Annotated in this window: 18 protein-coding genes; 5 read left to right on the top strand and 13 right to left on the bottom strand. The window is 65.0% G+C overall.

Annotation, left to right across the window (positions count from 1 at the left end):
• Nucleotides 1-12 precede the first annotated feature (12 nt).
• The 7 genes from J1M81_RS05920 to J1M81_RS05890 all read right to left on the bottom strand — a co-directional run bounded on the left by J1M81_RS05920 (nt 13) and on the right by J1M81_RS05890 (nt 7,843).
• On the bottom strand, nt 13-975 hold the full coding sequence (locus J1M81_RS05920) for a glycosyltransferase family 2 protein (RefSeq protein WP_206497721.1): 963 nt from the start codon (nt 973-975) through the stop codon (nt 13-15).
• Nucleotides 972-1,823 (bottom strand): glycosyltransferase family 2 protein, encoded by an 852-nt coding sequence (locus tag J1M81_RS05915; protein ID WP_032372043.1) that lies wholly within the window; start codon nt 1,821-1,823, stop codon nt 972-974. The genes J1M81_RS05920 and J1M81_RS05915 overlap by 4 nt, the downstream gene beginning before the upstream one ends.
• A gap of 238 nt (nt 1,824-2,061) precedes the next feature.
• The gene (locus J1M81_RS05910; protein ID WP_052057068.1) at nt 2,062-3,636 is read right to left on the bottom strand and encodes a lipopolysaccharide biosynthesis protein; all 1,575 of its coding nucleotides are present in this window, start codon (nt 3,634-3,636) and stop codon (nt 2,062-2,064) included.
• Nucleotides 3,633-5,441 carry an alpha/beta hydrolase gene (locus J1M81_RS05905; RefSeq protein ID WP_206497720.1) on the bottom strand — a complete coding sequence of 603 codons (1,809 nt, stop codon included), beginning with the start codon at nt 5,439-5,441 and terminating at the stop codon, nt 3,633-3,635. The genes J1M81_RS05910 and J1M81_RS05905 overlap by 4 nt, the downstream gene beginning before the upstream one ends.
• Nucleotides 5,442-5,487: 46 nt before the next feature.
• Nucleotides 5,488-6,426 carry an amino acid--[acyl-carrier-protein] ligase gene (locus tag J1M81_RS05900; RefSeq protein WP_057473569.1) on the bottom strand — a complete coding sequence of 313 codons (939 nt, stop codon included), beginning with the start codon at nt 6,424-6,426 and terminating at the stop codon, nt 5,488-5,490.
• Complete coding sequence (locus J1M81_RS05895; RefSeq protein WP_027495628.1) at nt 6,423-7,580, bottom strand: acyl-CoA dehydrogenase family protein; 1,158 nt, start codon at nt 7,578-7,580, stop codon at nt 6,423-6,425. Before J1M81_RS05895 ends, J1M81_RS05900 begins: the two co-directional genes overlap by 4 nt.
• 5 nt (nt 7,581-7,585) lie before the next feature.
• The gene (locus J1M81_RS05890) at nt 7,586-7,843 is read right to left on the bottom strand and encodes an acyl carrier protein (RefSeq protein WP_027495629.1); all 258 of its coding nucleotides are present in this window, start codon (nt 7,841-7,843) and stop codon (nt 7,586-7,588) included.
• Nucleotides 7,844-8,119: 276 nt separating this feature from the next.
• On the opposite strand from J1M81_RS05890, the gene J1M81_RS05885 reads away from it, so the two are divergent.
• Entirely contained in the window at nt 8,120-9,466 is a 1,347-nt protein-coding gene (locus J1M81_RS05885; protein WP_206497719.1) for a hypothetical protein, read from the top strand.
• Between the two features lie 99 nt (nt 9,467-9,565).
• On the top strand, nt 9,566-11,443 hold the full coding sequence (locus J1M81_RS05880) for an Hsp70 family protein (RefSeq protein WP_206497718.1): 1,878 nt from the start codon (nt 9,566-9,568) through the stop codon (nt 11,441-11,443).
• Nucleotides 11,444-11,449: 6 nt separating this feature from the next.
• Here the strand turns inward: J1M81_RS05880 and J1M81_RS05875 are convergent, their stop codons facing one another.
• Nucleotides 11,450-11,974, bottom strand: a complete 525-nt coding sequence (locus tag J1M81_RS05875) for an Lrp/AsnC family transcriptional regulator (RefSeq protein ID WP_027495632.1) — start codon at nt 11,972-11,974, stop codon at nt 11,450-11,452.
• Nucleotides 11,975-12,086: 112 nt separating this feature from the next.
• On the opposite strand from J1M81_RS05875, the gene ald reads away from it, so the two are divergent.
• Entirely contained in the window at nt 12,087-13,169 is a 1,083-nt protein-coding gene (gene ald, locus J1M81_RS05870) for an alanine dehydrogenase (RefSeq protein ID WP_032400372.1), read from the top strand.
• 75 nt (nt 13,170-13,244) lie between these two features.
• On the opposite strand, the gene J1M81_RS05865 is transcribed toward ald, so the two are convergent.
• Nucleotides 13,245-14,597, bottom strand: coding sequence for a YibE/F family protein (locus J1M81_RS05865; protein ID WP_283348196.1), 1,353 nt, complete (start codon nt 14,595-14,597; stop codon nt 13,245-13,247).
• A gap of 245 nt (nt 14,598-14,842) precedes the next feature.
• Nucleotides 14,843-16,093, bottom strand: a complete 1,251-nt coding sequence (locus J1M81_RS05860; RefSeq protein ID WP_206497717.1) for a pyridoxal phosphate-dependent aminotransferase — start codon at nt 16,091-16,093, stop codon at nt 14,843-14,845.
• Nucleotides 16,094-16,198: 105 nt separating this feature from the next.
• Here J1M81_RS05860 and J1M81_RS05855 point away from each other — a divergent pair, with 105 nt between their 5' ends.
• Nucleotides 16,199-16,903 (top strand): SOS response-associated peptidase, encoded by a 705-nt coding sequence (locus J1M81_RS05855; protein WP_206497716.1) that lies wholly within the window; start codon nt 16,199-16,201, stop codon nt 16,901-16,903.
• Here J1M81_RS05855 and J1M81_RS05850 read toward each other — a convergent pair.
• Nucleotides 16,900-17,136 carry a DUF3263 domain-containing protein gene (locus J1M81_RS05850; RefSeq protein WP_027495637.1) on the bottom strand — a complete coding sequence of 79 codons (237 nt, stop codon included), beginning with the start codon at nt 17,134-17,136 and terminating at the stop codon, nt 16,900-16,902. The two genes, J1M81_RS05855 and J1M81_RS05850, sit on opposite strands and share 4 nt — an antisense overlap.
• 100 nt (nt 17,137-17,236) lie before the next feature.
• Here J1M81_RS05850 and J1M81_RS05845 point away from each other — a divergent pair, with 100 nt between their 5' ends.
• Nucleotides 17,237-19,150: a prolyl oligopeptidase family serine peptidase gene (locus tag J1M81_RS05845; RefSeq protein WP_206497715.1), complete on the top strand. Its 1,914-nt coding sequence runs from the start codon at nt 17,237-17,239 to the stop codon at nt 19,148-19,150.
• Here the strand turns inward: J1M81_RS05845 and J1M81_RS05840 are convergent.
• Entirely contained in the window at nt 19,143-19,412 is a 270-nt protein-coding gene (locus tag J1M81_RS05840; protein WP_032386491.1) for a hypothetical protein, read from the bottom strand. The genes J1M81_RS05845 and J1M81_RS05840 overlap by 8 nt on opposite strands.
• A 167-nt stretch (nt 19,413-19,579) precedes the next feature.
• A complete protein-coding gene (locus tag J1M81_RS05835; RefSeq protein WP_206497714.1) occupies nt 19,580-22,969 on the bottom strand; it encodes a heterodisulfide reductase-related iron-sulfur binding cluster in 3,390 nt (1,129 codons plus the stop codon).
• Between the last annotated feature and the right edge of the window lie 371 nt (nt 22,970-23,340).

Raw genomic sequence — 23,340 nt, 5'->3', positions numbered from 1 at the left:
GTGCACGTGCCGCTAGCGGCTCACGCTGAATTTGCCTCGGACATAACCGACTCCCGCAGCACCGACGCTGGCCACCACAGCCATTGCGCCCCACGCCCGCGCCGGGTTGCCGCGAGCAGCCGCGCTCGTCTCACGGCCGACGGCACGCGGGAGAACCTTGGCGGTGTACGCACGCTCGGACGAGAGTGCGTCGCCCGCACCGATCAGTCGGGCGATCGCTGCCTTGGACACGCCCTCGGCGTAGCTGCGGGTGATGAGGTAGCGGGGTCGCGTCCGATCGGCACTGACGGTGTGATCGACGACGATCGAGGGATCGAACACGATCTGCGCGTCGGGATGCGTCTGGCGCAGGCGAATACACAGTTCCGTCTCCTCGCACCCGAGCGGAACGCGTCCGATCCGGCCGATTCCGGAGACGAAGCCGCCGAGTTCGACGACCGGCGCGCGGCGGAAAGACATGTTCGCGCCCATGAGATTACGGACCTGAGCGGTTTCCGTCGGCTGCCCGCGGTAGGTGCACCCGACGACCCAATCGAGTTCGCCGGGTTCACCCACTACCTCGGCCGGTAAGAAGGCCGGACGCTTGTCCGGCCATACCGGGTATGCAGAGCCCCCAACGGCGTACACGGCATCATCCGAGTAATGGGACAGAATGGCGTCGAGCCATTCGGTCGTGCGTGGGGACGCGTCGTCGTCCAAGAAGACGACGATGTCACCCGTGGCGAGGTCGAGGGAGGTGTTCCGTGCCCCCGACAGTCCTCGTGGGTGGCTGTTCTCGACCACGTTCACGGTCTCGCTCAGCGGCAGGAATTCCGCTCGAGCGCGCTCGGCCAACTGCTGATTGTTGTCGACGACGAGAATCAGCTCGTCGGCAGCGACGCTCTGATCGAGAACGGCACGCACGGCAGTGCACAGTTCGGACCATCGAGCCAACGTGTACGCGCAGATGACGACCGAGGAAGTCGGCAGACTCACGCCGTTCTCTCGCGGAGCTCGATGACCTCGCCGAACGACTCCATGACCTCGAACTCGAGGTCCATGTCGGTGCGGGCATCGATCGACTCACGCGACGGGCGAGCGATGTGCTTGCGGGAGATTCTGCGGGCACGCATGCGCTCGGTCATCAAGGTGCGCAGCACCCGGAAGCCGTCGGAGAAGGTGCGTAGGTTGCTCTGGCCGTAGATGCGCGCCAGCTCGACACTCGGCACTTCTTCGATCCGTACGGACGCCTCGGCGAAGCGGCAGTTGATGATGGTCTCGATCTCGAATCCGTCACCCCACAGCATCATTCCCTCGCTGCCCGGCTGATCGACCACGGGCAGATCCAGGACCGGCACCAGGTCTCGCCAGAAGGCGTTGTAGCCGTAGCACAGATCCGAGAAACGGGTGCCGAAGAGCGTGTTGGCCACCAGGTGCAGACCACCGTTGCCGGCGCGGCGCAGCGGCGTGATGTCGTGGCTGCCGCCGCCCTCGCAGAACCGGCTGCCCTTGGCGAAGTCGGCACCGGCGATCAGGGCATCGACGAACCGGGGGATCTCGGCCGCGTCGGCAGAGCCGTCCGCGTCGAACATGACGATGATGTCGCCGGTGGCAGCTTCGAAGCCGCAAGCGAGCGCGTTGCCCTTACCCTTGCGGGTCTGTTGAATGACGCGGATGTCGCTGCGAATCTCGCGTGCGGCTTCGATGGTTCCGTCGGTGGATCCGCCGTCGACCAGTACGAGCTCGAATTCGTGGGACAGCAAGGGGAGGACATGGCGAAGGTTCGCGGCCTCGTTGAGAGTCGGGATGACGACACTGACGCGGGGATTCTGACGATTCAACATATCCATTCCAGATGTTCGAGTTCGGTGGGCACTAGCTGATCGAGCTACTGCAGCTGTATCTGACCGATGCGACACGACCCCCGCCGAGTTCGCACGTAGGTTTCGGCGGGATTGATCTACCCGTCGAACCCACTGTCTTTTCCTGACTAGAAGCTTAAAAGAAGCCATGAGATTGTCAAGCTGCGTATAAACGTACTCGAAGAATGTTTGCGGTGCCAGCTAACGAGAGTGATGTCGGTTACGCTCGTACGCTGTGCTCACGACCCGTCGCCTGCGACGTGGATTCGTCGCGCGGATCGAGAGCCGGCGCGGCATGCTCGGCACCAGCGCCGCCGGACAGGTCCCCGATCCACCTGATGAGGGGCACCAACAGAACCACGGCACCGAAGGCTTCAGCCGCCAGATAAGACCAGCCGATGCCCGCGATGCCCAAGCTCGGTGACAACGTCAGCGACCCGGTGACGATGATGATGGTGGCCGCGATCTGGACGAGCACCGCAAGCCGCATACGACGACGGACCCTGGCCAGACCGTCGTACAGGGCCCCGACGACGGACAGCGGGATGGTGACGGCAGCGAGATGGACGATGATGGTCCCGTTCTCGCGGTAGTCGGGGCCGACGATACCGAGTCCGAACGGTGCGACGACCGCCAGAAAGAACGATCCGCCCACGGCGACGATGCACAGCAGGCCGATGAAGCGTTTGGCGAGCTTGGAGAACTGTTCGGGATGTGCAGCCGCCTCCGCCACGAACGGGCCGACCAGTACCCCGATCAACACGTAGATGGCGCTCACGATGGACCAGGTGAGCGAGAAGTAGGCATTCTGTTCGGCACCGAGCGTGCTCACCACGATGATCGGGATCATCAGGGGTGCCAAGGTTCCCAGGGCAGTGATGCCGTACGCCGACCCGAAGTACGACCACAGCTCTTTACGGGGCGGCAGGTTCGGTGTGAGCTGGTAACGCGGATCGGTGCCGAGCTTCTTCCCGAACGCGCGAAACAGCACTATCGCCGCGATGGCCGCCGGTACCGCCCACGCCGCGATGATGGTGAAACTACGGCCGGTTTCGTACGTGACGGCCAGGACCGCCAACTTCACGACCGCGTGGAAGACATTCTTGGCCGCCGCCCACCGCGCGAAGCCCAGCCCGGACGACGTCTGATCCTGCAGCGCGAACACGGCCAGTACGCCGACGAAAATCGGGAACGTCGCGATCTCGGTCGTGGTGGTGAACAACTCGTCCACCGGGGCCACGACCAAGAACGCGCATCCCAGGACCAGTGCCAGCGACAGCACGGCGGCGTAGCCGCGAAGCACGTAGGACTTGGCCTTCACACCCGCGGTCGGCAGGAACCGCTCGTACATCGAGCCGAGGCTCAGGTTGGACAGCGTCGCGATCATCACCGCCGACGCGATCACCGCCGATGCACTGCCGACTTCTTCGACGGGGAACAGCCGGCCCGCCACGGCCCAGAAGGCCAGACCGAGCGCGCCGGTGGCAATGGTGGAGAACATCATCGCGAACGAGTTCAGTGCGAGATTGCGGCCGGCGGGCTTGGAGCCTGCAACCGCCGTGCCCGACGCCTCGGCCGCGGTGAACATCGGGTCCCCGTCGGGGATCGAATCGGCCGCAGACAGCTGTCCGGGGGGTTGCGACGCCGCGACCGCGAACTCGGGCGGCACCGCGTGAAAAGGCACGGTGCGGCTGTTGAAGCCCATGTCCCATCGGACCTGCTCGACGGGGTAGTAGGTGATCTTGTCGAGTCGGCCGTGATCGGGCGGGGGTACCCGGCGAGCGCGATGTTTCACAACGGCGTCCAGTTCACCTTCACAGGTGGGTCCTGCGGTTCGATGTGGACTCCGAGCGCAGCACCGATCGTCTGCAGCATCTCGGCCCTGACCGTGTCGCGAACATCGCGTCCGAAGAGGGTGTGATCTCCGTCCGTGAACGCCTTCACCACGGGTGGGTGCGCGGGCTCGGCCCGGCGGCGCAACCGATGCAGGCTCTCGGGGCCGCGGTTGTCGAGGAACCACTGCTTGTCGTCCGGGACGAGCAGCACGGACGCGTCGACTCCCTTGCGCTGCAGTTCTCCCAACGAGATTTCGGGAACCTGGATCCAGCCACGACGGCCGAGCGCGAGCCACAGTCGGTACGGCATCCGGGGTTGCGACCAGTTCTTGAAGCGAACGGCGGCCGTGTGTGCGCGGTCGAGTGCGATCGCGGTCAATCCCTGCTTCTGGGCGATCGTGGATCTCTTGGTGAAATCGACACGCCGCGTTGTCCATTCGCGCATATTGATCAGGATTGCGGTGTTCAGGCCCTCGCGGTGGGCGGCGTAACCGGCGTACCACGCACCCGAGCACAGACCTGCCGAGACGATCTTGTCGGGCGCTGTTCCCACGGATCGGACGGCGCACAGTGCGTCGTCGTCGCCGAGTTCGCTGTAGAGCGTGGGTGCGTCGTCGGCACCGACGTCTCCACTCTCTCCGGTACCGCGACGGTCGAAACGGACCGAGGTGATGCCCGCCGTCGCGAGGGTGCGGGCCAACTCGACCCACAGCCGTACCGGTCCGACCCGGTGCTCGTACGCGGTGCCGTACATGACCACAGCAGGACCGCCGGCCGTCGTGGCCACCGCGGTGGTGCGGATGGAGAACAGCTCGTCGTCACCGAGCCGCTCGATGGTTTCGACGACGTCGCCCCGGGGAGTCGAGACCACGGCTGAACGTCGAATCGGAACGGTGACCGGCGTGGTCGTCGACGCGAACGTTGCCTGTACCCAGCGCGCGATCACGTCGATGTCCGGACGCGGAATGACCACGTCCCAGGCGGGTGGCTCGAGGAATGCGTCGTGATTGCGGAGTGTATGCTCGTCCGCCTGCTGCGCGGACACGAGTCTGCGAACAGGCGTGGCGTCGGCACGTTCACTGCGGGTGGCAACCAGTACCGGGCAGTCGAGCCGTTCCAGCTTCGACGAATCCAGGGTCGAGAATTCTGCCGCCACTCCGGCATGCAGGACTGCGCCGACGATGGACACTCGCGGGTCCGACTCGTCGTCTCGCGCGACGGTCATCGAATACAGGGCGCGCTGTTCCCGAAGATACGAGCGGCCACTGACGACCGGATCCCAGAACACCATTCCCGTCAGAGGGCCGCACCGATCCGCCACGGATGCGGCGAGCAGCGAGCCGGCTCGCAGACCCACGACCGCAACATCGCGAACACCGCACTGCCGAACGAAATCGACCGCCGTGACGACGCTGCGTTGCCACTGCTCGACGATGCCGTCGTCGTCCTGTGCACCGGACGAGTCGCCCGTTCCCGGGTAGTCGAAGCGCAGTACGAGCAGGCCTCGAGCGCAGAGGCGCTGAGCCAGGAGGACCAGACCGCGGTACGAGTCGACCTGCTCCTTGCCCAGCGGCGGTGCCAGTACGACGGCACCGCGGGCAACCGATCCCTCGGGAACGTGCACGGCACCGAGAAGCGGCGATGTTGCCGACCCGAACCAGGTGGACTGTCTGCCCGGTACGCCTGCCTCGGTGATCAGTAGCTGTTCGAGCTCGTCGGTACGGTTGTCGGCGGACTCGGATGTCGCCGTATTCGTGGTGTTCACAGCGCGCTCCGATCGCTGGTAGGGATATCGACGTCGGCTACCGACGTCACGAACGAAGCGACCTCGGCCACTTGTCGCGGTCGATACCGTGGGTCCGCAACAGCGCCAGCGCAATACGCTCCATGCCGAAGCCGACGCACGCACTGTGTGCAGGTTCGCCGTCGGCGGTGCTGATGTCGAAGGTGTGGCCGAAGTGATCGCGATGGCAGTTGCACGAGACCACGGCCGTGCCGTCGTCCAGGTCTCCGTACAGCCGCACGACCAGCTCGGTCTTGAGGTTCTCGTTGCGTTGATTGGCCGCGAGCATGCGACCTGCCCGACCGAAGAACGGATCGTTGGCGATCACCGCTTCCGCCTCGAGACCCAGATCGGCCAGTACCTCCAGGCCGCGCTGCACCCACCTCTCCCGGTGGGCGACGGCGTCGTCCGGAGTGCCCACCCGCACGATCTCGTGCATGCGGAAGGCCTGCATGCGAGCAGGGTCGACGGCAGGCTCGTGCCGAAAGCAGTACCCGTAGATGTCGTACGTCGTCCCACCGGACGGGAGTACGGACGGCAACATCGAGTACGACGGGTGACATGCCGCGGACACCAGCATCGTCCCGGCCGACTCGAGGTGGTGATCCCAGTCCTTGCCCTCGGACCGATCGGCGAGCAGCGCGGCATGGGCCTTGTTGTCGCCGTCGAACGTGTTGATGGCACCGGTGAGATTGGGGAACGACGCGATGTAGTCGGTCTTCTCGAATGCTTCCCGCGGGAAGACCGGCGGGAATCGGAACCTGGGCACAGTCGTTCCGTGTTCCGACGCGCTCGCGGCCACGACCCGACGGTCGATCGATTCGATGATGTCCTCGAACTCGCCGGACCGGCCGTACAGACCGAGTACCGACGACGGGATCAGCAGGCCGGCGTCGACGAGCTCTTGCCTGAATTCGCTTCGTGCCGAATCCAGTTCGGAGGTCTTGTCCTGTGTCTGGGTCATCATTTGCCTTTGTAGAGAAGCGCGAGTTGAGAGTTGTGCGCGAGGATGCGTTCGTTGCTGACCATGATCGCCGAGCCGTGCGCGTCGCGGAGGTGCCGTCCGATGCTGAAGTCGCCGTCTTCTCGATACCCGGAGATGCCGCAGATCTGCATCGCCTTGCCGACGATGTCGATGACGAGAGTCGACGCCGTCACCTTGACGTTGTTGATCTTGACGGCGAAACCGATGGAACCGAGCTCCTCGGGGGAATCTGCGATGGCCTCGAACTTCGCCGCTGCGCCGAACACGGTGTCGACGAGTTGTTCGTGGGCCACGAACAATTCGGCCAGCCGCAGGGCGGAGGGAGGAGTGACACCGGGGCTCTTGCTCGCCGCCTTGCGGACGAACTTGCGGGACTTGGACACGGCTGCGTCGGCGATGCCGAGCCAGGCCGAGGCCCACAGCACATGGGCCACCGGAAGCATTGTCTGCGAGGAAATCTCGCCGTAGTTGTCGCGCAGAATGCTCGAGCGGTCGGCAACGGCGTCGAGCTGGAAGCCCGGGCTGCAGGTGCCACGAAACCCGAGAGTGTCCCAGTTGCTGGTGCGTTCGAGGGTGACGTCGGGCTTCTGGCACACCACCAGAACCTGATCGCTCGGCGGGCTGTCCACCGTGCGCCGCGCCGTCGCGAGAACGATCTCGGCGTATTCGCCGTACGAAATCACCGGTGCGGTCTTGGCCAGGTGGATGCGGTCTCCGTCGTACTCGACCGCGCAGCTGCTCGAACGCACGTCGCCGCCGATGTTGATCTCCGTCGTCGCCGACGCGACGAGCGGTTGGTCGGCTGCGATGCGGCGCAGCAACGCGTCGGATGTGGGGGTGCCGCCGTGCCTGACGATGCTCAGGATCTGAGACTGGTGCATGACGAAAATCATTGCCGTCGATGCACATTCGGCACCGAGATCGCGTGCGACCCGGGCGAGCTCGGTGAGGGACAGGCCACCGCCGCCGAGCGCCGTCGGTATCGCGGCGGCGAACAGATTTGCCGAGCGCAGAGCGTCGACGGACTCGGCGGGAAACCTGCCCTCGCGGTCGACCTCGGCCGCGAACGTGCGGAGGGTCTTGAGGACGTCGGTGAGGGGCAGTTGCGCGGGGCGACTGTCGGACGAGACCGTCATGGTCGTCAGCCTGCGAGTTGTGCGACAGCAGCTGCGATCGCGTCGATGCTCGCGAACGTGGACTTCTGCAGCATCGAGTCCGGGAATTCGATGTCGAATTCGTCCTCGAGGCCGATCATGACGTTGACACTCGCGTGCGAGGTCAAGCCACTGTCGTAGAGGTCGGAAGCAGAGTCGATGTCCGACGCGGCGACCGGCATCTTGCCGAGCTTGTCCAGCACGTCCCGAATGCGTGCGTCGAACTGCGTACTGAGTGTTTCCATCGTGACGGACCTCCACCGATCGCTTGGGTGCGAGACCGGGCGGCCTCGCAAGTCGTACGGGCCGACGGAAAATATTTCGACCCGCAGTCTCCCCAGACCCGGGTAAACAATATCTCAGATTGTTTGAAGCCGATACCGCATACCGAGTGCAAGTTTCGTGACCTACGTCCCGCACGTCGGTTTTCGGCCCGTTTGCTCGTTTCGGCCACACCGAGCGTGCGTACGATAGGTTCCGATCGTCTGTTCATACGGCAAGCAATCGAAGGACAACACTCGATGGGACCAGTCTGCGGCGTGGCCGTGGAGTCGGACGCCCTGCGCATCGCCTACACCGATGGTGACCGCCGCGTCGTCGAGTCCGTCGATCTCGAGCTCACCGATCCGGACCGCGCGATGCACGACCTGTCCGACCGAATCGGAGCGCGCGGCCCCTTCGACTCCGTCGTCATCACCGGGCGCGAGGCTCGCACCCTGCGCTACACGGATTTCCCGACGTCAGCAGGCCTGGCTGCATCCGTCGAGACGGTCGACGAGCACTACGCGCTGCTCGCGTTCGTGCGTTCGCTCGACACCCTCGCCGACGCGACGACCGTGCTGGTGCTCGACCTCGGGAGACGCGGAACGTCGGCCTTGGTTCTGAACACCGCCGAAGAAACCGTCGAATGGCACGACCGAACGGAGTCGTTCGGCGGCGAACGCCTCGACGACGTGGTGCAGGGCCTGGTGATGACCAAGGGGATCCTGCCGGAACCGGAAGGGCCCGAGGGTGTCGCGTCCTATCGCACGTTCTTCCGAGAGCTTCGGGAGCTACTGACCACGTCGGCCGGTGTGCGCGCACCCAACAACGGCCCGATGATCCTCGAACGCGACGAGTTCGAGGCGGTCGCCACCCCACTGATCGACGACATGATCGAGTGGGTCGGTCCCCAGACCCCCGACGCGATCGTGTTGCTGGGAGGAGTTGCCAACAGCCCCCTCGTCCAGCGGCGAGTTCGCGCCACCTGGCCGGTGCCGCTCACCGTCCACGACTCGGTGTCGGCGGTTGCCGAGGGCGCGCTGATCAGGGCCGAAATCGGCTCGAAGCAGGCCCCCGATCCGGTAGTGGAACCGTCGCCTGTAGCGGAGGCAGTGGAATCGGAGTCGCCGTCCGAGGTCGAGTCGACGACGCAACCCGAAGCGGAACCGGAACTCGCTCGGGAAGACCCATCGCCACACAGAGTCCGTGGTGTCGGCCGTCGCGGGGTCGCTGCGATTCCTATGTCTTACCTGTCGGACCGCCAGTGGACTCGGCAGGCGGTACTCAAGATCGGTGCCGTGGCGGTGTCGGTCGGAGTCGTGGTTGTCGCGCTGATGTTCGCGCTCTTCGCCGATTTCGACAATGCGCCCAGATCCGTGATCAATACCGACCCCGGTTTCGAGGCGACTCTCGCCGAGATCGCACCCCCGGTCACCGACACGCCTCCACCGGACCAACCGGCTGCGGCGGGACCGACCACTCTGACGTACGAGCAGCTCTACGTCGAGCAATATTCGTACACCGGTGAGATGTACCAGCCTCCCGGCGAGGCGTCCGACATCGGTTTCGGCTTCACCGACACCGAAGCCGAACAAGCAGGCCCGTAGGCACCCTTTAGTGCAGCTCGCCGCGAGACGGTACCGTGTGCGGGTGGACTCCCGATGGGGCGTTCACCGAAACCGCCGAACGAAGTGAGGCCGACGATCGTGACTGTGCTGCTTGGGGTGTCCATGGGGACCCGAGCCGTGCGCACGGCGCAGCCCAGAGCCGACCAGTTCGGAGCCTCCGGCGACACCTCGTCCGCCCTGGTCACCGACGTCGAGCGGCCACTGTTCTTCCGCAACGAACTGATCGACAGTGCCACCGGGGACCTCCCGCACCTGGCCGCCGAATCGATCGGTGCCGCTGCCGAGGTCGAACCCGAACTGTCCACCGGCATCGCCTACCGGGATCCGCGTCAGGCCGATGCGCTGCGCGCCGCCTTCGCCGGTGCTCACCTGAACAACTACCACCTGGTCCCCGAGGTCGAGGCCGTCATCGAATACCTCGCCGTCACCGGTGAGGCGCGAGGTGCCGGCTCTGTCGCCCTGTTCGACCTCGGTAGTTCCGGATTGACGGTCAGCGTCGTCGACCTGACGGCGCGCACGGTGACGGCATCCCAGCGCTCCGGCTCCTACAGCGGTGATCTGATCGACGCCTACGTGCGCAACAATCAGCTCCAGCGCCTCGGTAAGCCGGCGACCGACCCCGACATTGCGCTGTTCGAGAAGCGCTGCCGCATCGCCAAGGAACGCCTGTCCACCCAGGACGCCGTGTGCCTGCCCGACGCGAGCGGGATGATCCTGCTGTCTCGGGAGAATTTCGAACTGCTGATCACAGACCTGCTCGACGAGGCGATCGAGTTCGCCCGCGAGGTCATGATCGGTGCCAACGTGCCGATCGACGCGGTCGTGTTGATCGGTGGTGGTGCCCGCATGCCCATCGTCCAGCAGCGCGTGGGCCCACTGCTCGAACTGCCCTCGATTGTCCCGACCGAGCCCGAGACGGTGGCCGCACGCGGAGCAGCATTGGCCGCGCGGCCGAATTCGCGCACCAGAACCGCTCCGGACCGTACTGCGCGCGACGCGCAGGCAAGCGTGCCGAGACGTCGACACACGGACAGCGCCGCTGTTGTCCCGCCGGCTCCGGTGGCACCGCCTGTGCCTGTGGTGCCACCTGCGCCCGAGCCGATGATGCCCGCGCGTTCGGAGTCGCAGCATGCCGCACCGCCGGTGGCGACGCCGAGCTCGACTCGTCCCGTGCCCGCACGTCCGTGGATCGCTGCCGCATCGATTACCGAATCTGCTTCTGCAGCAACCAGTTTCGAATCCTCGAAGTTCGCCGACGCGCCCGCCGATATTCCTGAGCCGTCGACCGTGGAGGCTCAGCCTTCGTCGGAATCGATAGCGGTGCACGAGTTTTCCGAGAACGGCGTGGGTGACGTCTCTGCTCTCGCGGTGGAAGCGCCTGCAGTACAGCCGGTGTTGCATGCATCCGCCACCGATGCTGCCACTGATGCCGCCGTCGACACCGTCGAGGACGGTAAGCCCGTTCCGTTCCAGCTGAAGAACATCTACTGGCTCGACGCCGATTACGACGACGACGACGGTGAAGACGATCGCACTCGCGCACGGCGCAGGCTGCGGACCGGCGGAGTGCTCGCGTTCTGCGCGGCAGCGGTGGTCGCCGTGTCCGGCTTCATGTTCACCCACCAGAACTCTCCGCAGGTAGTGGACACCTCGGTCAGTCGCGACCAAACCGATACTCCGGTGGTCACGACGGTGCCGACGACGACGCCTGCTCCCGTTCTGTTGCCGCCACCGCCTGCGCCGGAACCGACCACCACTGTGGAGCCGACGACCGAGCAGCCGGAAACCACGTGGGAACAGCCGGTCACGACCACCGAGACCACGACGGTCGAGCCGCCACCGGCACCGGTCGAGTCCGTTCCGCCCGTTACGACGCAGCAGCCGCCGCCGCTGATTCCGGGCTTCCCGGACTTCACGTTGCCGGGCTTCCCCCCGATCGTGCCGCCGGCACCCTGATCGGTTCTATTTGTCCGCGTTCGTGTTTCGCGGCCTGATGTGCTCGAAGATCAAGATGGTCTCGGTCGCTGCGACGGCAGGGTCGGCACTGAGATTCTCGACGACGAAATCGCGCAGGGTGGCCGTGTCGACCGTCGCCACATGCACCAGGAAGTCGTCGGCCCCGGCAATGAAGTAGATGTTCAGCGTCTCCTTGCGGGACGCGATCTTCGAACCGAATTCGCTGATCCGCCGTCGAGCATCCGCTTGCAGTCGAACCGAGATCATGGCCTGAATGCCCTGCCCGAGGGCCTCGGGGTCGATGTCGGCGTGGAAGCCGCGGATGACGCCGCGTTCGACGAGCGCCCGAACTCGGGTGAGGGCAGTGGACGGCGCGATCCCTGCTGCGGCCGCCAGCGCATTGTTCGGTGTGCGTGCGTCTCGACGCAGTTCGTCGAGCAGAATGTGGTCGATTCGGTCCAGGGCGACGGACCGAACATCATTCGATCGAGCCCCCTCATCGACCGGCTGAAATGAACTATCTGCATCCATGGCCCGACGATACAGAATTTTGTTCACATCCATTGTAGCAATTCCGCACATAATTCATAGTTGGCGTACCCACGGAGCGTCGCTTCGGTCACCGCCACTGCAGGAGGACGTCATGAAAATCGGAATTCCACGCGAGATCAAGAACCACGAATACCGGGTGGCCATCACCCCGGCAGGCGTGCACGAACTTGTCTCGCGAGGACACGAAGTGATCATCGAAACCGAAGCCGGCGCCGGTTCGTCGTTCACCGATACCGATTACAAAGCCGCAGGCGCGCAAATTTTCACCGACGCGGTTGCCGTCTGGGACGCGGCCGATCTCTTGCTCAAGGTCAAAGAACCCATCGCCGAGGAGTATTCACGCCTGCGCAAGGGTCAGGTGCTGTTCACCTACCTGCATCTTGCGGCGTCAAAGGCCTGCACCGACGCGTTGCTGGCGTCGGGCACCACGTCCATTGCCTACGAAACCGTCACGGCCGCAGACGGATCGCTGCCCCTGCTCGCGCCGATGAGCGAAGTTGCCGGCCGTTTGGCACCGCAGGCCGGTGCCTACCACCTGATGTCGAGTGAAGGTGGCCGCGGCGTACTGATGGGTGGCGTACCGGGAGTGCGTCCCGCCAACGTCGTCGTGATCGGAGCCGGCGTCTCCGGAAAGAACGCCACCGCAATCGCTTTCGGTATGCACGCCGACGTCACCGTACTGGATCTCGATGTCCGAGCGCTGCGCGCGATCGACGATCAGTACCGCGGTGCCGTCAAGACAGTGGTGTCGAACGCTTACGAACTCGAACAGGCCGTGCTGGCCGCCGATCTGGTCATCGGAGCCGTACTCGTCCCCGGAGCGAAAGCGCCGAAGCTGGTGTCGAACAGCCTGGTTCAGCGCATGAAGCCGGGATCGGTTCTGGTCGACATCGCCATCGATCAGGGCGGCTGCTTCGAGGACTCGTTGGCCACCACCCACGCCGATCCCACCTACAAGGTGCACGAATCCGTTTTCTACTGCGTGGCCAACATGCCCGGAGCCGTGCCCCGTACCTCGACGTACGCGCTAACCAACGCCACCCTGCCCTACGTGGTTGCCCTGGCCGACAAGGGTTGGGAAGCCGCCTGCGCCGCGGACCCCGGTCTGAAAGCGGGCCTGAGCACCCATGAGGGTGAGCTGCTGTCCGCGACCGTTGCGGCTGCGTTCGCCTGACCGAGCGGCTTCGCCGCACGTGCACGAAAGATCGGTGCCTGCTACGAGTTTCCACTCACATGCGGCGAAGCCGCTCTACGCGCTGTGGCGGCCCGAGCCCCGCGATCGCGTGGGCTTGGCCTGCCGCGGCGAAGAGGGCATCCGCGACGAGGTGAGCGGCCGGGCCAGCAGGACGGCGATGGCAGTGGTGAGCGGTACCGACAGGGCCAGCGCGACGCCACCGACGGATGACCGCACGATTTCGATCGCCACCGCGTCGCCGGTCAACACGTCTTGGATCGACCGGTCGGCGACGCTGAAGAGCAGTAGCAGCGGCAGCGCACCACCGGCGTACGCGAGTACCAGGGTGTAGACGGTACTGGCGATGTGATCGCGCCCCACCCGCATCGCGGCGGTGAAGATCTCGCGCCGCGACGCCGTCTCGTCCACCGATGCCAACTCGAAGGCCGCCGAGGCCTGGGTGATCGTCACGTCGTTGAGCACACCGAGCGAGCCGATGATGAAGCCGGCCAACAGCAGACCGGTGACGCTGACATTGCCGATGTACGTCTGCACCGCGGTGTTCTGTTCCTCCGACAACCCGGTGAGGTGCGTCATCCGAATCGCGACGTAGGACAGCACTGCGGCCAGGCCCATCGAGGTCAGCGTGCCCAGTAGTGCCGAGCTGGTGCGCAGATTCACGCCGTGCGCCAGATACAGCACGGCGTAGAGAATGATCGCGCCGGCGACCAGCGCGACCGGAATGGCCGGAGCGCCGTCGAGCAGCGCGGGCAGCATGAACACCACGAGGACGGCGAACGCGATGAGCAGGCCCACCAGCGCGCGGAATCCTCGCCAGCGGGCCACGACACAGATGACCACGGCGAACACACCGACGATCAACCCGAGCGGAAGCCCGCGGGAATAGTCGTTGAAGGAGTATCGGACTCCACCGGAGGGGTCTGTCTGCAGAACCAGCCGGATGTCCTCACCGGCGCTCAGAGTCGGTTGGCCGGGACCCGGCGCGATCTCGAGTACCGTCCTTTTGCCTGCGTCCTCACCGGTGGTGATGTCGACGATGCTGCGCTGACATTCGTACGAGTCGTTGACCGCAGGGGTCGGGTTGCCGGTGAATGCTCGACCTGCGTCGGGACTCCCGCAGGGCCCGATGCTCTGCGAGGTGATGGTGCCCGCCTCGGTGGACACCGCACCGCCACCCGAGGTCTGGAACGGCAGCGGGATGTCGATGCTCTGTTTGCTGGGCCAGAGCGCGAAGGCCCCGGCGATGACGGCTATGGCAATAGCGATCAGCAATCCGACGACGACCTTGGCTGCCACCGGTCCCAACGGCACGGGGGAGTCGCTGTGGCCGTGACCGTGACCGTGACCCACATGAGAAGTGGAGCCCGGCGAGATGCCGTCTGAGGGTTGCGTGCCGTGTGGTTCCACGGTGCAAGGCTAGTACGGGGCCGGATCGTTACCGGCCGGGTACTCGGCCGATGCGAGGAGCTCGGTGGCGGGGAGCAGGGGGGGCGTCCCCCGCCACCACCTGATCGACCCGGGGGGGATGGGTACGACCAGGGCTCGCGGGCACCGAAGTGCCGTCCGCCAATGTACAGATGATTCGCGGCGGAGGCGGGATCACCCCGGTGTTTTGTCCATCACTTTCAACTACTTGTCGGTAACTTCGAGCCTCACTGTTTGTACGAGGACAGGAAGTTGCCGAACCTCTCGATCGCGACGGCCAGATCGCGGGCCCACGGCAGCGTCACGATCCGCACGTGATCGTGCCCGGGCCAGTTGAATCCGGTGCCCTGCACAACCAGGATCTTCTCCTGCAACAGCAAGTCCTGTACGAGCTTCTCGTCGTCGTAGATCTCGTGCACCTCGGGATCGAGTCGCGGGAATGCGTACAGCGCACCGCGCGGCTTGACGCACGAGACCCCGTGAATGGCGTTGAGCTTCTCCCACGCGACATCTCGCTGCTCGAGCAGCCGCCCGCCGGGCAGGATCAGATCTTCGATGCTCTGATACCCACCCAGAGCAACCTGAATGGCGTGTTGGGCAGGCACATTGGGACACAGGCGCGTCGACGCGAGCAGGTCGATACCCTCGATGAACCCCGCGGCGTGCTTCTTCGGGCCGGTGATCGCGAGCCATCCGGCACGGTAGCCGGCCACGCGATACGCCTTGGACAGACCGTTGTACGTCAGGCACAGCAGATCCGGAGCCAGGCTCGCCAGTGAGGTGTGCTCGGCGTCGTCGTAGAGAATCCGGTCGTAGATCTCGTCGGCGAGCAACAGCAGCTGATGCTTGCGCGCCAGATCGACGATGCCCTGCAGGACCTTGTTGGAGTACACCGCACCCGTCGGATTGTTGGGATTGATCACCAGCAGCGCGACGGTCTTCGGAGTGATCTTCGACTCGATGTCGGCGAGATCGGGATTCCACCCGTTCTCCTCGTCACACATGTAGTGCACCGCCTTGCCGCCGGACAGCGTCGTCATCGCCGTCCACAACGGGTAGTCCGGGGCCGGAATCAGGACCTCGTCGCCGTCGTCCAGCAGCGCCTGCATCGTCATCGTGATGAGCTCGGAGACGCCGTTACCGAGGTAGATGTCGTCGACGTCGAGATCGGGGAAGCCCGGTTCGAGCTCGTAGCGCGTCACGATGGCACGTCGAGCCGACAGGATTCCCTTCGACTCCGAGTAGCCCTGAGCCACCGGGAGCGCCGCGATCATGTCTCGCACGATCACGTCCGGAGCCTCGAAGCCGAACGGAGCCGGATTGCCGATGTTGAGCTTCAGGATGCGATGGCCCTCGGCCTCGAGCCGGGCCGCATGCGCGTGTACCGGTCCGCGGATCTCGTACAGCACGTTCTGCAGCTTGGTCGACTGCTGCAACGTGCGATAACGCGGCTGTGGGTGGATCTGCGGAGTGCTCACCCGTCACATCGTGCCAGGTGAGTGCCGTGGGAATCCACGAGGTTATCGTTCGGGCACCGCTGTTTCACTGGGCCGTGTCGGTGGCAGGTGGAACAATCTCGTTCCATGTGCGGACGGTATGCCAGTACCCGGAGTGACAGCGACCTGCAGGCGGTCTTCGAGATCGCCGAGACAGTGGGCGACGAGGTGCCGCCGTCGTACAACGTGGCCCCGACCCAGACGATCAGGACGGTGCTCGAACGCGCGCCCAAGGACGAACCCGAGTCCGACGCCGTGCGCCAATTGCGTTCGGTGCGATGGGGATTGATTCCGTCGTGGGCGAAGGACGCGAAGATCGGGTCCCGGCTCATCAACGCCAGGTCCGAGACGATCACCGAGAAGCCGTCGTTCAAGAAGGCCGCAAGCCGTCGGCGCTGCATCATTCCGGCCGACGGGTACTACGAGTGGGAGAAGCGCGACGGTGCCAAAGTGCCGTATTTCCTGCACGAGCAGGGCGTGCTGGCGATGGCGGGTCTGTACGAACTGTGGCGAGACCCCACCAAGGCCGACGACGACGAGGACCGCTGGGTCTGGTCGGCCACCGTGCTCACCTCGCCTGCTGCGGACGCCCTCGGGCACATCCACGATCGCTCACCGGTTGTGCTGCCCCCGGAGCTACGGGCGAGCTGGCTCGATCCGACGCTGACGGACCTGGGCGAGGTGTCCGAGCTGCTGGCCGCGATACCGGAGCCACGGCTCGAGCCCTACGAGGTGAGTACCGCGGTGAACAGTGTGAAGAACAACAGCCCCGAGCTGCTGACTCCGGTCTAGCCCTGACCGTCGGTGCGGTGCCGGCAGATATCGAGCATCGCGGCTCGCTCGCTCGCAGTCAGGTCGTCGGCCACCGGGGATTCGAGGATGCGCTCGAGTCGCCGGAAGTAGGTGGACGCATCGACCCCGAACGCCACGTAGATGTCCTCGGCACTGCCGCCGCCGTACCCATGCCAGGTACGACCGAACGTCAGAATCTCGTGGTCGACGGAGTGGGTGGTGGTCCGGCGCATGATCTCTCCGTCGTGCTGCGTCCCACCATCATCTGTGTCGCGGTTGAAGGTGCGATGAACAGCGCGTTACGTGCGTGTGGAGTTCACTAGGGTGGAGCAGGTGACCGCTCTCGCGTACGGATCCTGGCCCTCGCCCATCACCGCAGCCGACCTGTCGTCGGCCGGCCACCCCGTCGAGGGTGGACGATTCGTCGGACATGAAATCTGGTGGTCCGAGGTCCGGCCCACCGAACAGGGCCGAACCGCGATCTGCCGCCACGTCGATGGACAGGTCGAGGCGATCCTGCCGGCACCGTTCAATGCCCGCACCCGCGTTCACGAATACGGCGGCGGCGCATGGACGGCAACGCCGAACGGCGATCTGGTGTTCGCGGAATTCTCCGATCAACGCATCTACCGACTCACCCCCGGCGACGCACCACTACCGCTCACCCCGGCCCCGGCTGTGGCGTCGAGCATTCGGTACGGGGAGCTGTGGGTGGTCGGGACCGACGTGATCGCCGTCCGTGAGACGCACGACGCCGGAGCTGTCACCCGAGACATCGTCGCGATCGACCTCGGCGGCGGCGGAGTGCGCTCGCTGGTCTCGGGATCGAACTTCCTTGCCTATCCCAGGCTTTCGCCCGATGGCAGCCGCATCGCGTGGATCGCCTGGAACCACCCGCAGATGCCCTGGGACGGAACAGAACTGCGGGTCGCATCGCTGGCGGATCCGTCGTCGTGGACGGTGTTGGCGGGTTCGACCGAGGAATCGGTGTTGCAGCCGGAATGGATCGACGACGAGTCGCTGTACGTCATCAGCGACCGAAGTGGTTGGTGGAACCTGTATTCGGTCACGCTGGACGGCAAAGCGACGCCGATGTCGACCCTCGATGCAGACTTCGGCGCCCCGCTCTGGCAACTCGGAGCCCGCTGGTACGACGTCCTCGACGACGGCAGGCTGCTGACCGTTCGCACCGTCGGGACGGATATGCTCGCCGTTCTCGACCCCGCCACCGGCACCCTCGACGACATCGAACTCGACGGAGTGACATCGGTGGGGCTCGGGGGACGGCTCGGATCGACGGTTCTGCTCCGGGGCGGCGGCGCTCAGGTGCCGTCGGGACTTTTCGCAGTCGACCTGAACACCCGCGAATTACGCAGTGTGCGTTCGAGTTTCGAGTCGATACCGGATGTCGAATACCTGCCCGCGGGGCGTCAGGTCACCTTCCAGGGGCCGGATCGCGAAGTGCATGCCATCGCGTACGCGCCACGTAACCCGTCCTACGAGGGGCTCGACGGCGAACTACCGCCGTACGTCGCGTTCGTGCACGGCGGTCCTACGGCACACGTGGCGCCGGCGTTGAACCCGGTGTTCGCATACTTCACCAGCCGCGGCATCGGCGTCGTCGATGTGAACTACGGCGGATCCAGTGGGTACGGGCGCGAATACCGTAACCGGTTGCGTGGGCAGTGGGGCGTGGTCGACGTCGAAGACACCATCGCCGCGGTCCGTGGATTGGCCGACGCCGGCCTCGCCGACCCGAACCGGCTGGCCGTCGAAGGTGGTTCGGCAGGTGGCTGGACTGTGTTGGCCGCGCTCACGTCGTCCGACGTATTCGCCTGCGGTGCCTCGTACTTCGGCGTCGCCGAACTGGAGATGTTCGTCGCCGAGACGCACGATTTCGAGTCCCGCTACATCGACGGGCTCATCGGGCCGCTGCCCGAGGCCCTCGATCTGTATCGCACCCGCGCGCCGGTGAACAACGTCGACGGACTCTCGTGCCCGGTACTGCTGCTGCAGGGTCTCGACGATCCCATCGTGCCGCCCTCGCAGGCCGAACGATTCCGAGACGCCATGGTGGAGAAGGGGATACCGCACGCCTACCTCACGTACGCCGGTGAGTCCCACGGATTCCGCAAACTCGAAACACAGGTGAACGCCCGAGAATCGGAGCTGTCGTTCTACGGGCAGGTCATGGGATTCACCCCACCCGGAATCCCCGAACTGGAGCTGTGGCGACCGTCTAGCTGAGTGGTGGGTGTGCGCGCTTCGCCTCGAGAAATTCGAGCAGCGCGCTGGGGATCGCGCAGTACTTGCTGTTGCCGACGGACAGTTTGCTGCCCGCCTCGAACGCCGCCTTCGACGGGCCGTTGTGCTCGAGAATGAGTGCACAGAGGCGCTCGTCGGTGCGGCCGGACTCGCAGCACTTTTCGACATGCGCTCGATCGTCGGGCGAGAGCGCCGTCCACCACTCGTCGTAGCGGCGAAAGAGCTTGTCCGCGTCGTCGGTCATGCCTGCTCCTACTTCTTCGGGTATGCAGTTCGGTTCCGACCATACTCACGATGTCCGATTCGTCCACCGCCGCGGGGGTCCAGCGGGGACTTCAGACCCCTACCGACGACTGCGCGCCCCTGCTCTGAAGTGAGCAGGGGCGCGCAGTCGGTAAAAAGGGTGTGAGGTTACTTCCGGCGACCCGGAACCTTTGCACCCGGAGCGAATCCGAGTCCACCGGCCTTCGGCTTGGGCGGAGTGCGATCATCCGAACCGTTGGATGTGGTCTCGGCCGCAGTGTCCGACGCTTCTGCCTTCGGAGCCTCTGTTTCCGGTACCTCGGCCTCTGGGGCTTCGGTGACAGGTGCTTCGGTGACCGGTGCCTCTGCTTCCGGTGTCGGCTCGGCCTTTTCGGGCTCTGCTGCAGCCGGCTCGGCTGGTGTCGCCGCAGGTGCAGCGGCGGTCGCACCCGGTGTCCGCGCGCCCGGCTTCTTGAATCCGGACTTCACGGCCAGACCCTTGGGCTGGACGGTCGGCTTGGACTCTGCTGCTACGGATTCGGTTGCAGCAGCTTCGGTGGCGGGTGCCTCGGACGCCGTTGCCTCGGCAGCCGGTGCTTCAGCAGTAGGTGCCTCAGCAGTAGGAGCCTCGGACGCAGGGGCTTCGGTAGCAGGCTTGCCCGGTGCCTTGGCTCCCGGCTTCTTGAATCCGGACTTCACGGCCAGACCCTTGGGCTGGACGGTCGGCTTGGATTCTGTGGCTACGGATTCAGTTGCAGCAGAAGGTGATTCCGCTGCATCATCGGCCGCTTCCGGGGCGGGTGTCGACGCCGCAGGAGCAGCATCGGCGGGCTTGCCGGGTGCCTTCGCGCCGGGCTTCTTGAATCCGGACTTCACGGCCAGGCCCTTGGGCTTGACGGTTGGAGTCGACTCGGTGGCCTCTGCGGGAGCAGGTGCTTCGGTTGCCGAGGGAGCGTCGGCAGGTGCCGGGGCAGCCGCCTTCGCGCCGGGTGCCTTGCCCTTCATCTGCAGACCCTTGCCACCGGGTGCCTTGCCGCCGGCCAAACCGAGGCCCTTGGGCTTCGATGCGTCCGCGGCAGTATCGGCCGAGTGCCCCGACGTCTTGTCGGCTTCGGCGTTGGCGGGCGCAGAACCGGGTGCCTTGGCTCCGGGAGCTTTCGCAAGTCCCTTCATCTTCAGGCCACCAGCAGCCTTGGCCGGCTGCGCCTTCTTCGTCTCGGCTTCGGGATCGCCGCCTTCGGCTGCGACCTCGATCTCCTCGACGCGCCCCTTCTCCTCGACGGCTGCGACCTTTTCGGTGGCCAGCTTCTCTTCGGGAGTCTGCTCGCGGGGGATGACCTTGATGTTCTCGGCCAGCACCGAGGACTCGACTCGGGTGATCGACTCGAGCATCAGCTGCGCGACGTCGACAACCTCGACGCCCTCGTGTGCGCCGCCTTCCTGCCGTGCGGTGACACCGTCGGTGAGCATGACGCGGCAGAACGGGCAACCCGTGGCGATCTTCTTGGGGTTGGTGGCAAGTGCCTCGTCGACCCGGTCGATGTTGATGCGCTTGCCGATGTTCTCTTCCATCCACATACGAGCGCCACCGGCGCCACAGCACATGGACCGCTCACCGTGACGGGGCATCTCCTTGAGGTTGGAGCCCGACGCGGCCATGAGCTCACGCGGGGCGTCGTACACCTTGTTGTGCCGGCCGAGGTAGCACGGATCGTGGTAGGTGATGTCCTGGCTGACCGAGGCCACCGGGATCAGCTTCTTCTGCCGCACGAGACGGTTGAGCAGCTGCGTGTGGTGGACCACCTCGTAGTCACCGCCGACCTGCGGGTACTCGTTGCCGAGTGCGTTGAAGCAGTGGGCGCAGGTGACGACGATCTTGCGCTTGCTCTGCTCGACGCCGTCGAACACGTTGTTCAGTGTTTCGATGTTCTGCATCGCGAGCTGCTGGAACAGGAACTCGTTGCCTGCGCGGCGGGCGGAGTCGCCGGTGCAGGTCTCGTCCGCGCCCAGCACCATGAACTTCACGCCTGCGGTGGCGAGCAGTTCGGCGACGGCCTTGGTGGTCTTCTTGGCGCGGTCCTCGTAGGCACCGGCGCAGCCGACCCAGAAGAGGTACTCGTAGTCCTGGAACGAATCGGTGTCCTGGCCGAAGACCGGGATGTCGAAGTCCATCTCGTTGATCCAGTTGAGGCGGTCCTTGGAGTTCTGGCCCCACGGGTTGCCCTTGTTCTCCAGGTTCTTGAACAAGCCGGCGAGCTCGGACGGGAACTCGGACTCGATCAGCACCTGGTAGCGACGCATGTCGATGATGTGGTCGACGTGTTCGATGTCCACCGGGCACTGCTCGACGCACGCACCGCAGGTGGTGCAGCTCCACAGCACCTCGGGATCGATGATGCCGCCTTCGATGGCGTCGGCGACGAGCTTGCGATCGGCTTCGTCACGCGCATTCTGCGGAATGGCGTCGAGGGCCTTCTGGTCGACGTTGCCCTCGGCATCGATGAGTCCGACCTCGTCGCCCGCCATGTCCTTCTTGCCGCCGGCCAGCAGGTACGGGGCCTTGGCGTGGCTGTGATCGCGCAGCGACATGATCAGCAGCTTGGGGGAGAGGGGCTTGCCGGTGTTCCAGGCGGGGCACTGCGACTGGCAGCGACCGCATTCGGTGCAGGTGGTGAAGTCGAGCCAGCCCTTCCAGCTGAAGTCCTCGATCTTGCCTGCGCCGAAGGCGTCGACGTCGGGGTCGGCCTCTTCCATCTCGAGGACCTTGCCGCCGGACATCATCGGCTTGGCCGGGCCGAGGGCGACGGTGCCGTCGTCCATGCGCTTGAAGTAGATATTGGGGAACGCCGTGAAACGGTGCCACGCGACACCCCAATTGATTTTGCTGCCAACGACGTAAAGCCACACCATTGCCGACATCAGCTTGACGAACGCGAATGCGGACACCATCTCCGGGCTTGCGGGCAGCAGTTTGGCGACCTGCATGGTGAAGAAGTCGGTGTACTGGTTCGCGTGGCCGTACGTGGCGATCTTGCCGGCCTTGACCAGGATCATGCCCAGGCCCTCGACAAGGACGATGGCTTCGACGAAGTACGCGGCCTTGAAGTTGGATCCGGCGAAGCGAGACTGTCGATCGGGGTTGCGTGGGTGGTTCAGCTGCCGAATTGCGATCAGGGCAACGATCCCGATAACGGTTCCGATGCCAAGAACCTCGTCCATGAGGTGGTAGACGGCCCAGTCGCCGAAGATCGGCCAGTGACCTTCGGGGTTGAACGTCTGGATGTTCGCTTCCATGGCCACAACTGCGCCGCCCAAGAAGCCGAACATCACCAACCAGTGCGCCCAGCCGACGGTGCGGAACTTGACCATCTTGGTGTGAGCAGCGAACTCGATCACCATCTGCTTGAAGCGAGGCACTATCGGTCGCCAGCGATCAGGTGCGGGCTGGCCCAACCGAACGATTCCGAACATCCTCAGCGCGCCGCGGATGAAGATGTACCAGCAGTAGATGCTGATGACGGCACCTACGAAGCCGAATGAGAGCGTTACGGCATTCATGTCGCGGCCTTTCGTTCAGTGGCAGCTGGAGCAGCTACCGCGGGTCCAGCCCGTCGAGAGGAATACAGCGATGTTACCTACCAGTAGATTGCGAAATCTACCGACGGGTAACTTAGGTCAGAATCGCATGGAGCGACGCTGGTGGTTGTGCGCACGAGACCGTCCGACGGGTGGGCTGAACTCGTCAGTAGGTTGTCGCCCGCATCACGTTAGGCGTACGGGCTTGTGACTCCTGCGAGAAGGCAGACCTAACCCGGCCGAATCGGCCCGATGTCCGAGGTTTGCCGCCGGCTGCGCCGTGGAAGACAAGTCCCGCGAAACCGAACAAAAATGCGGTCTTTCTGTCCGATTTGGGCGTTGTGATTGTTCAT

The organism is Rhodococcus sp. KRD175, from assembly GCF_017168275.1.
GTDB classification, from domain to species: domain Bacteria; phylum Actinomycetota; class Actinomycetes; order Mycobacteriales; family Mycobacteriaceae; genus Rhodococcoides; species Rhodococcoides fascians.
This window is presented reverse-complemented; position numbering and strand designations above follow the sequence as displayed.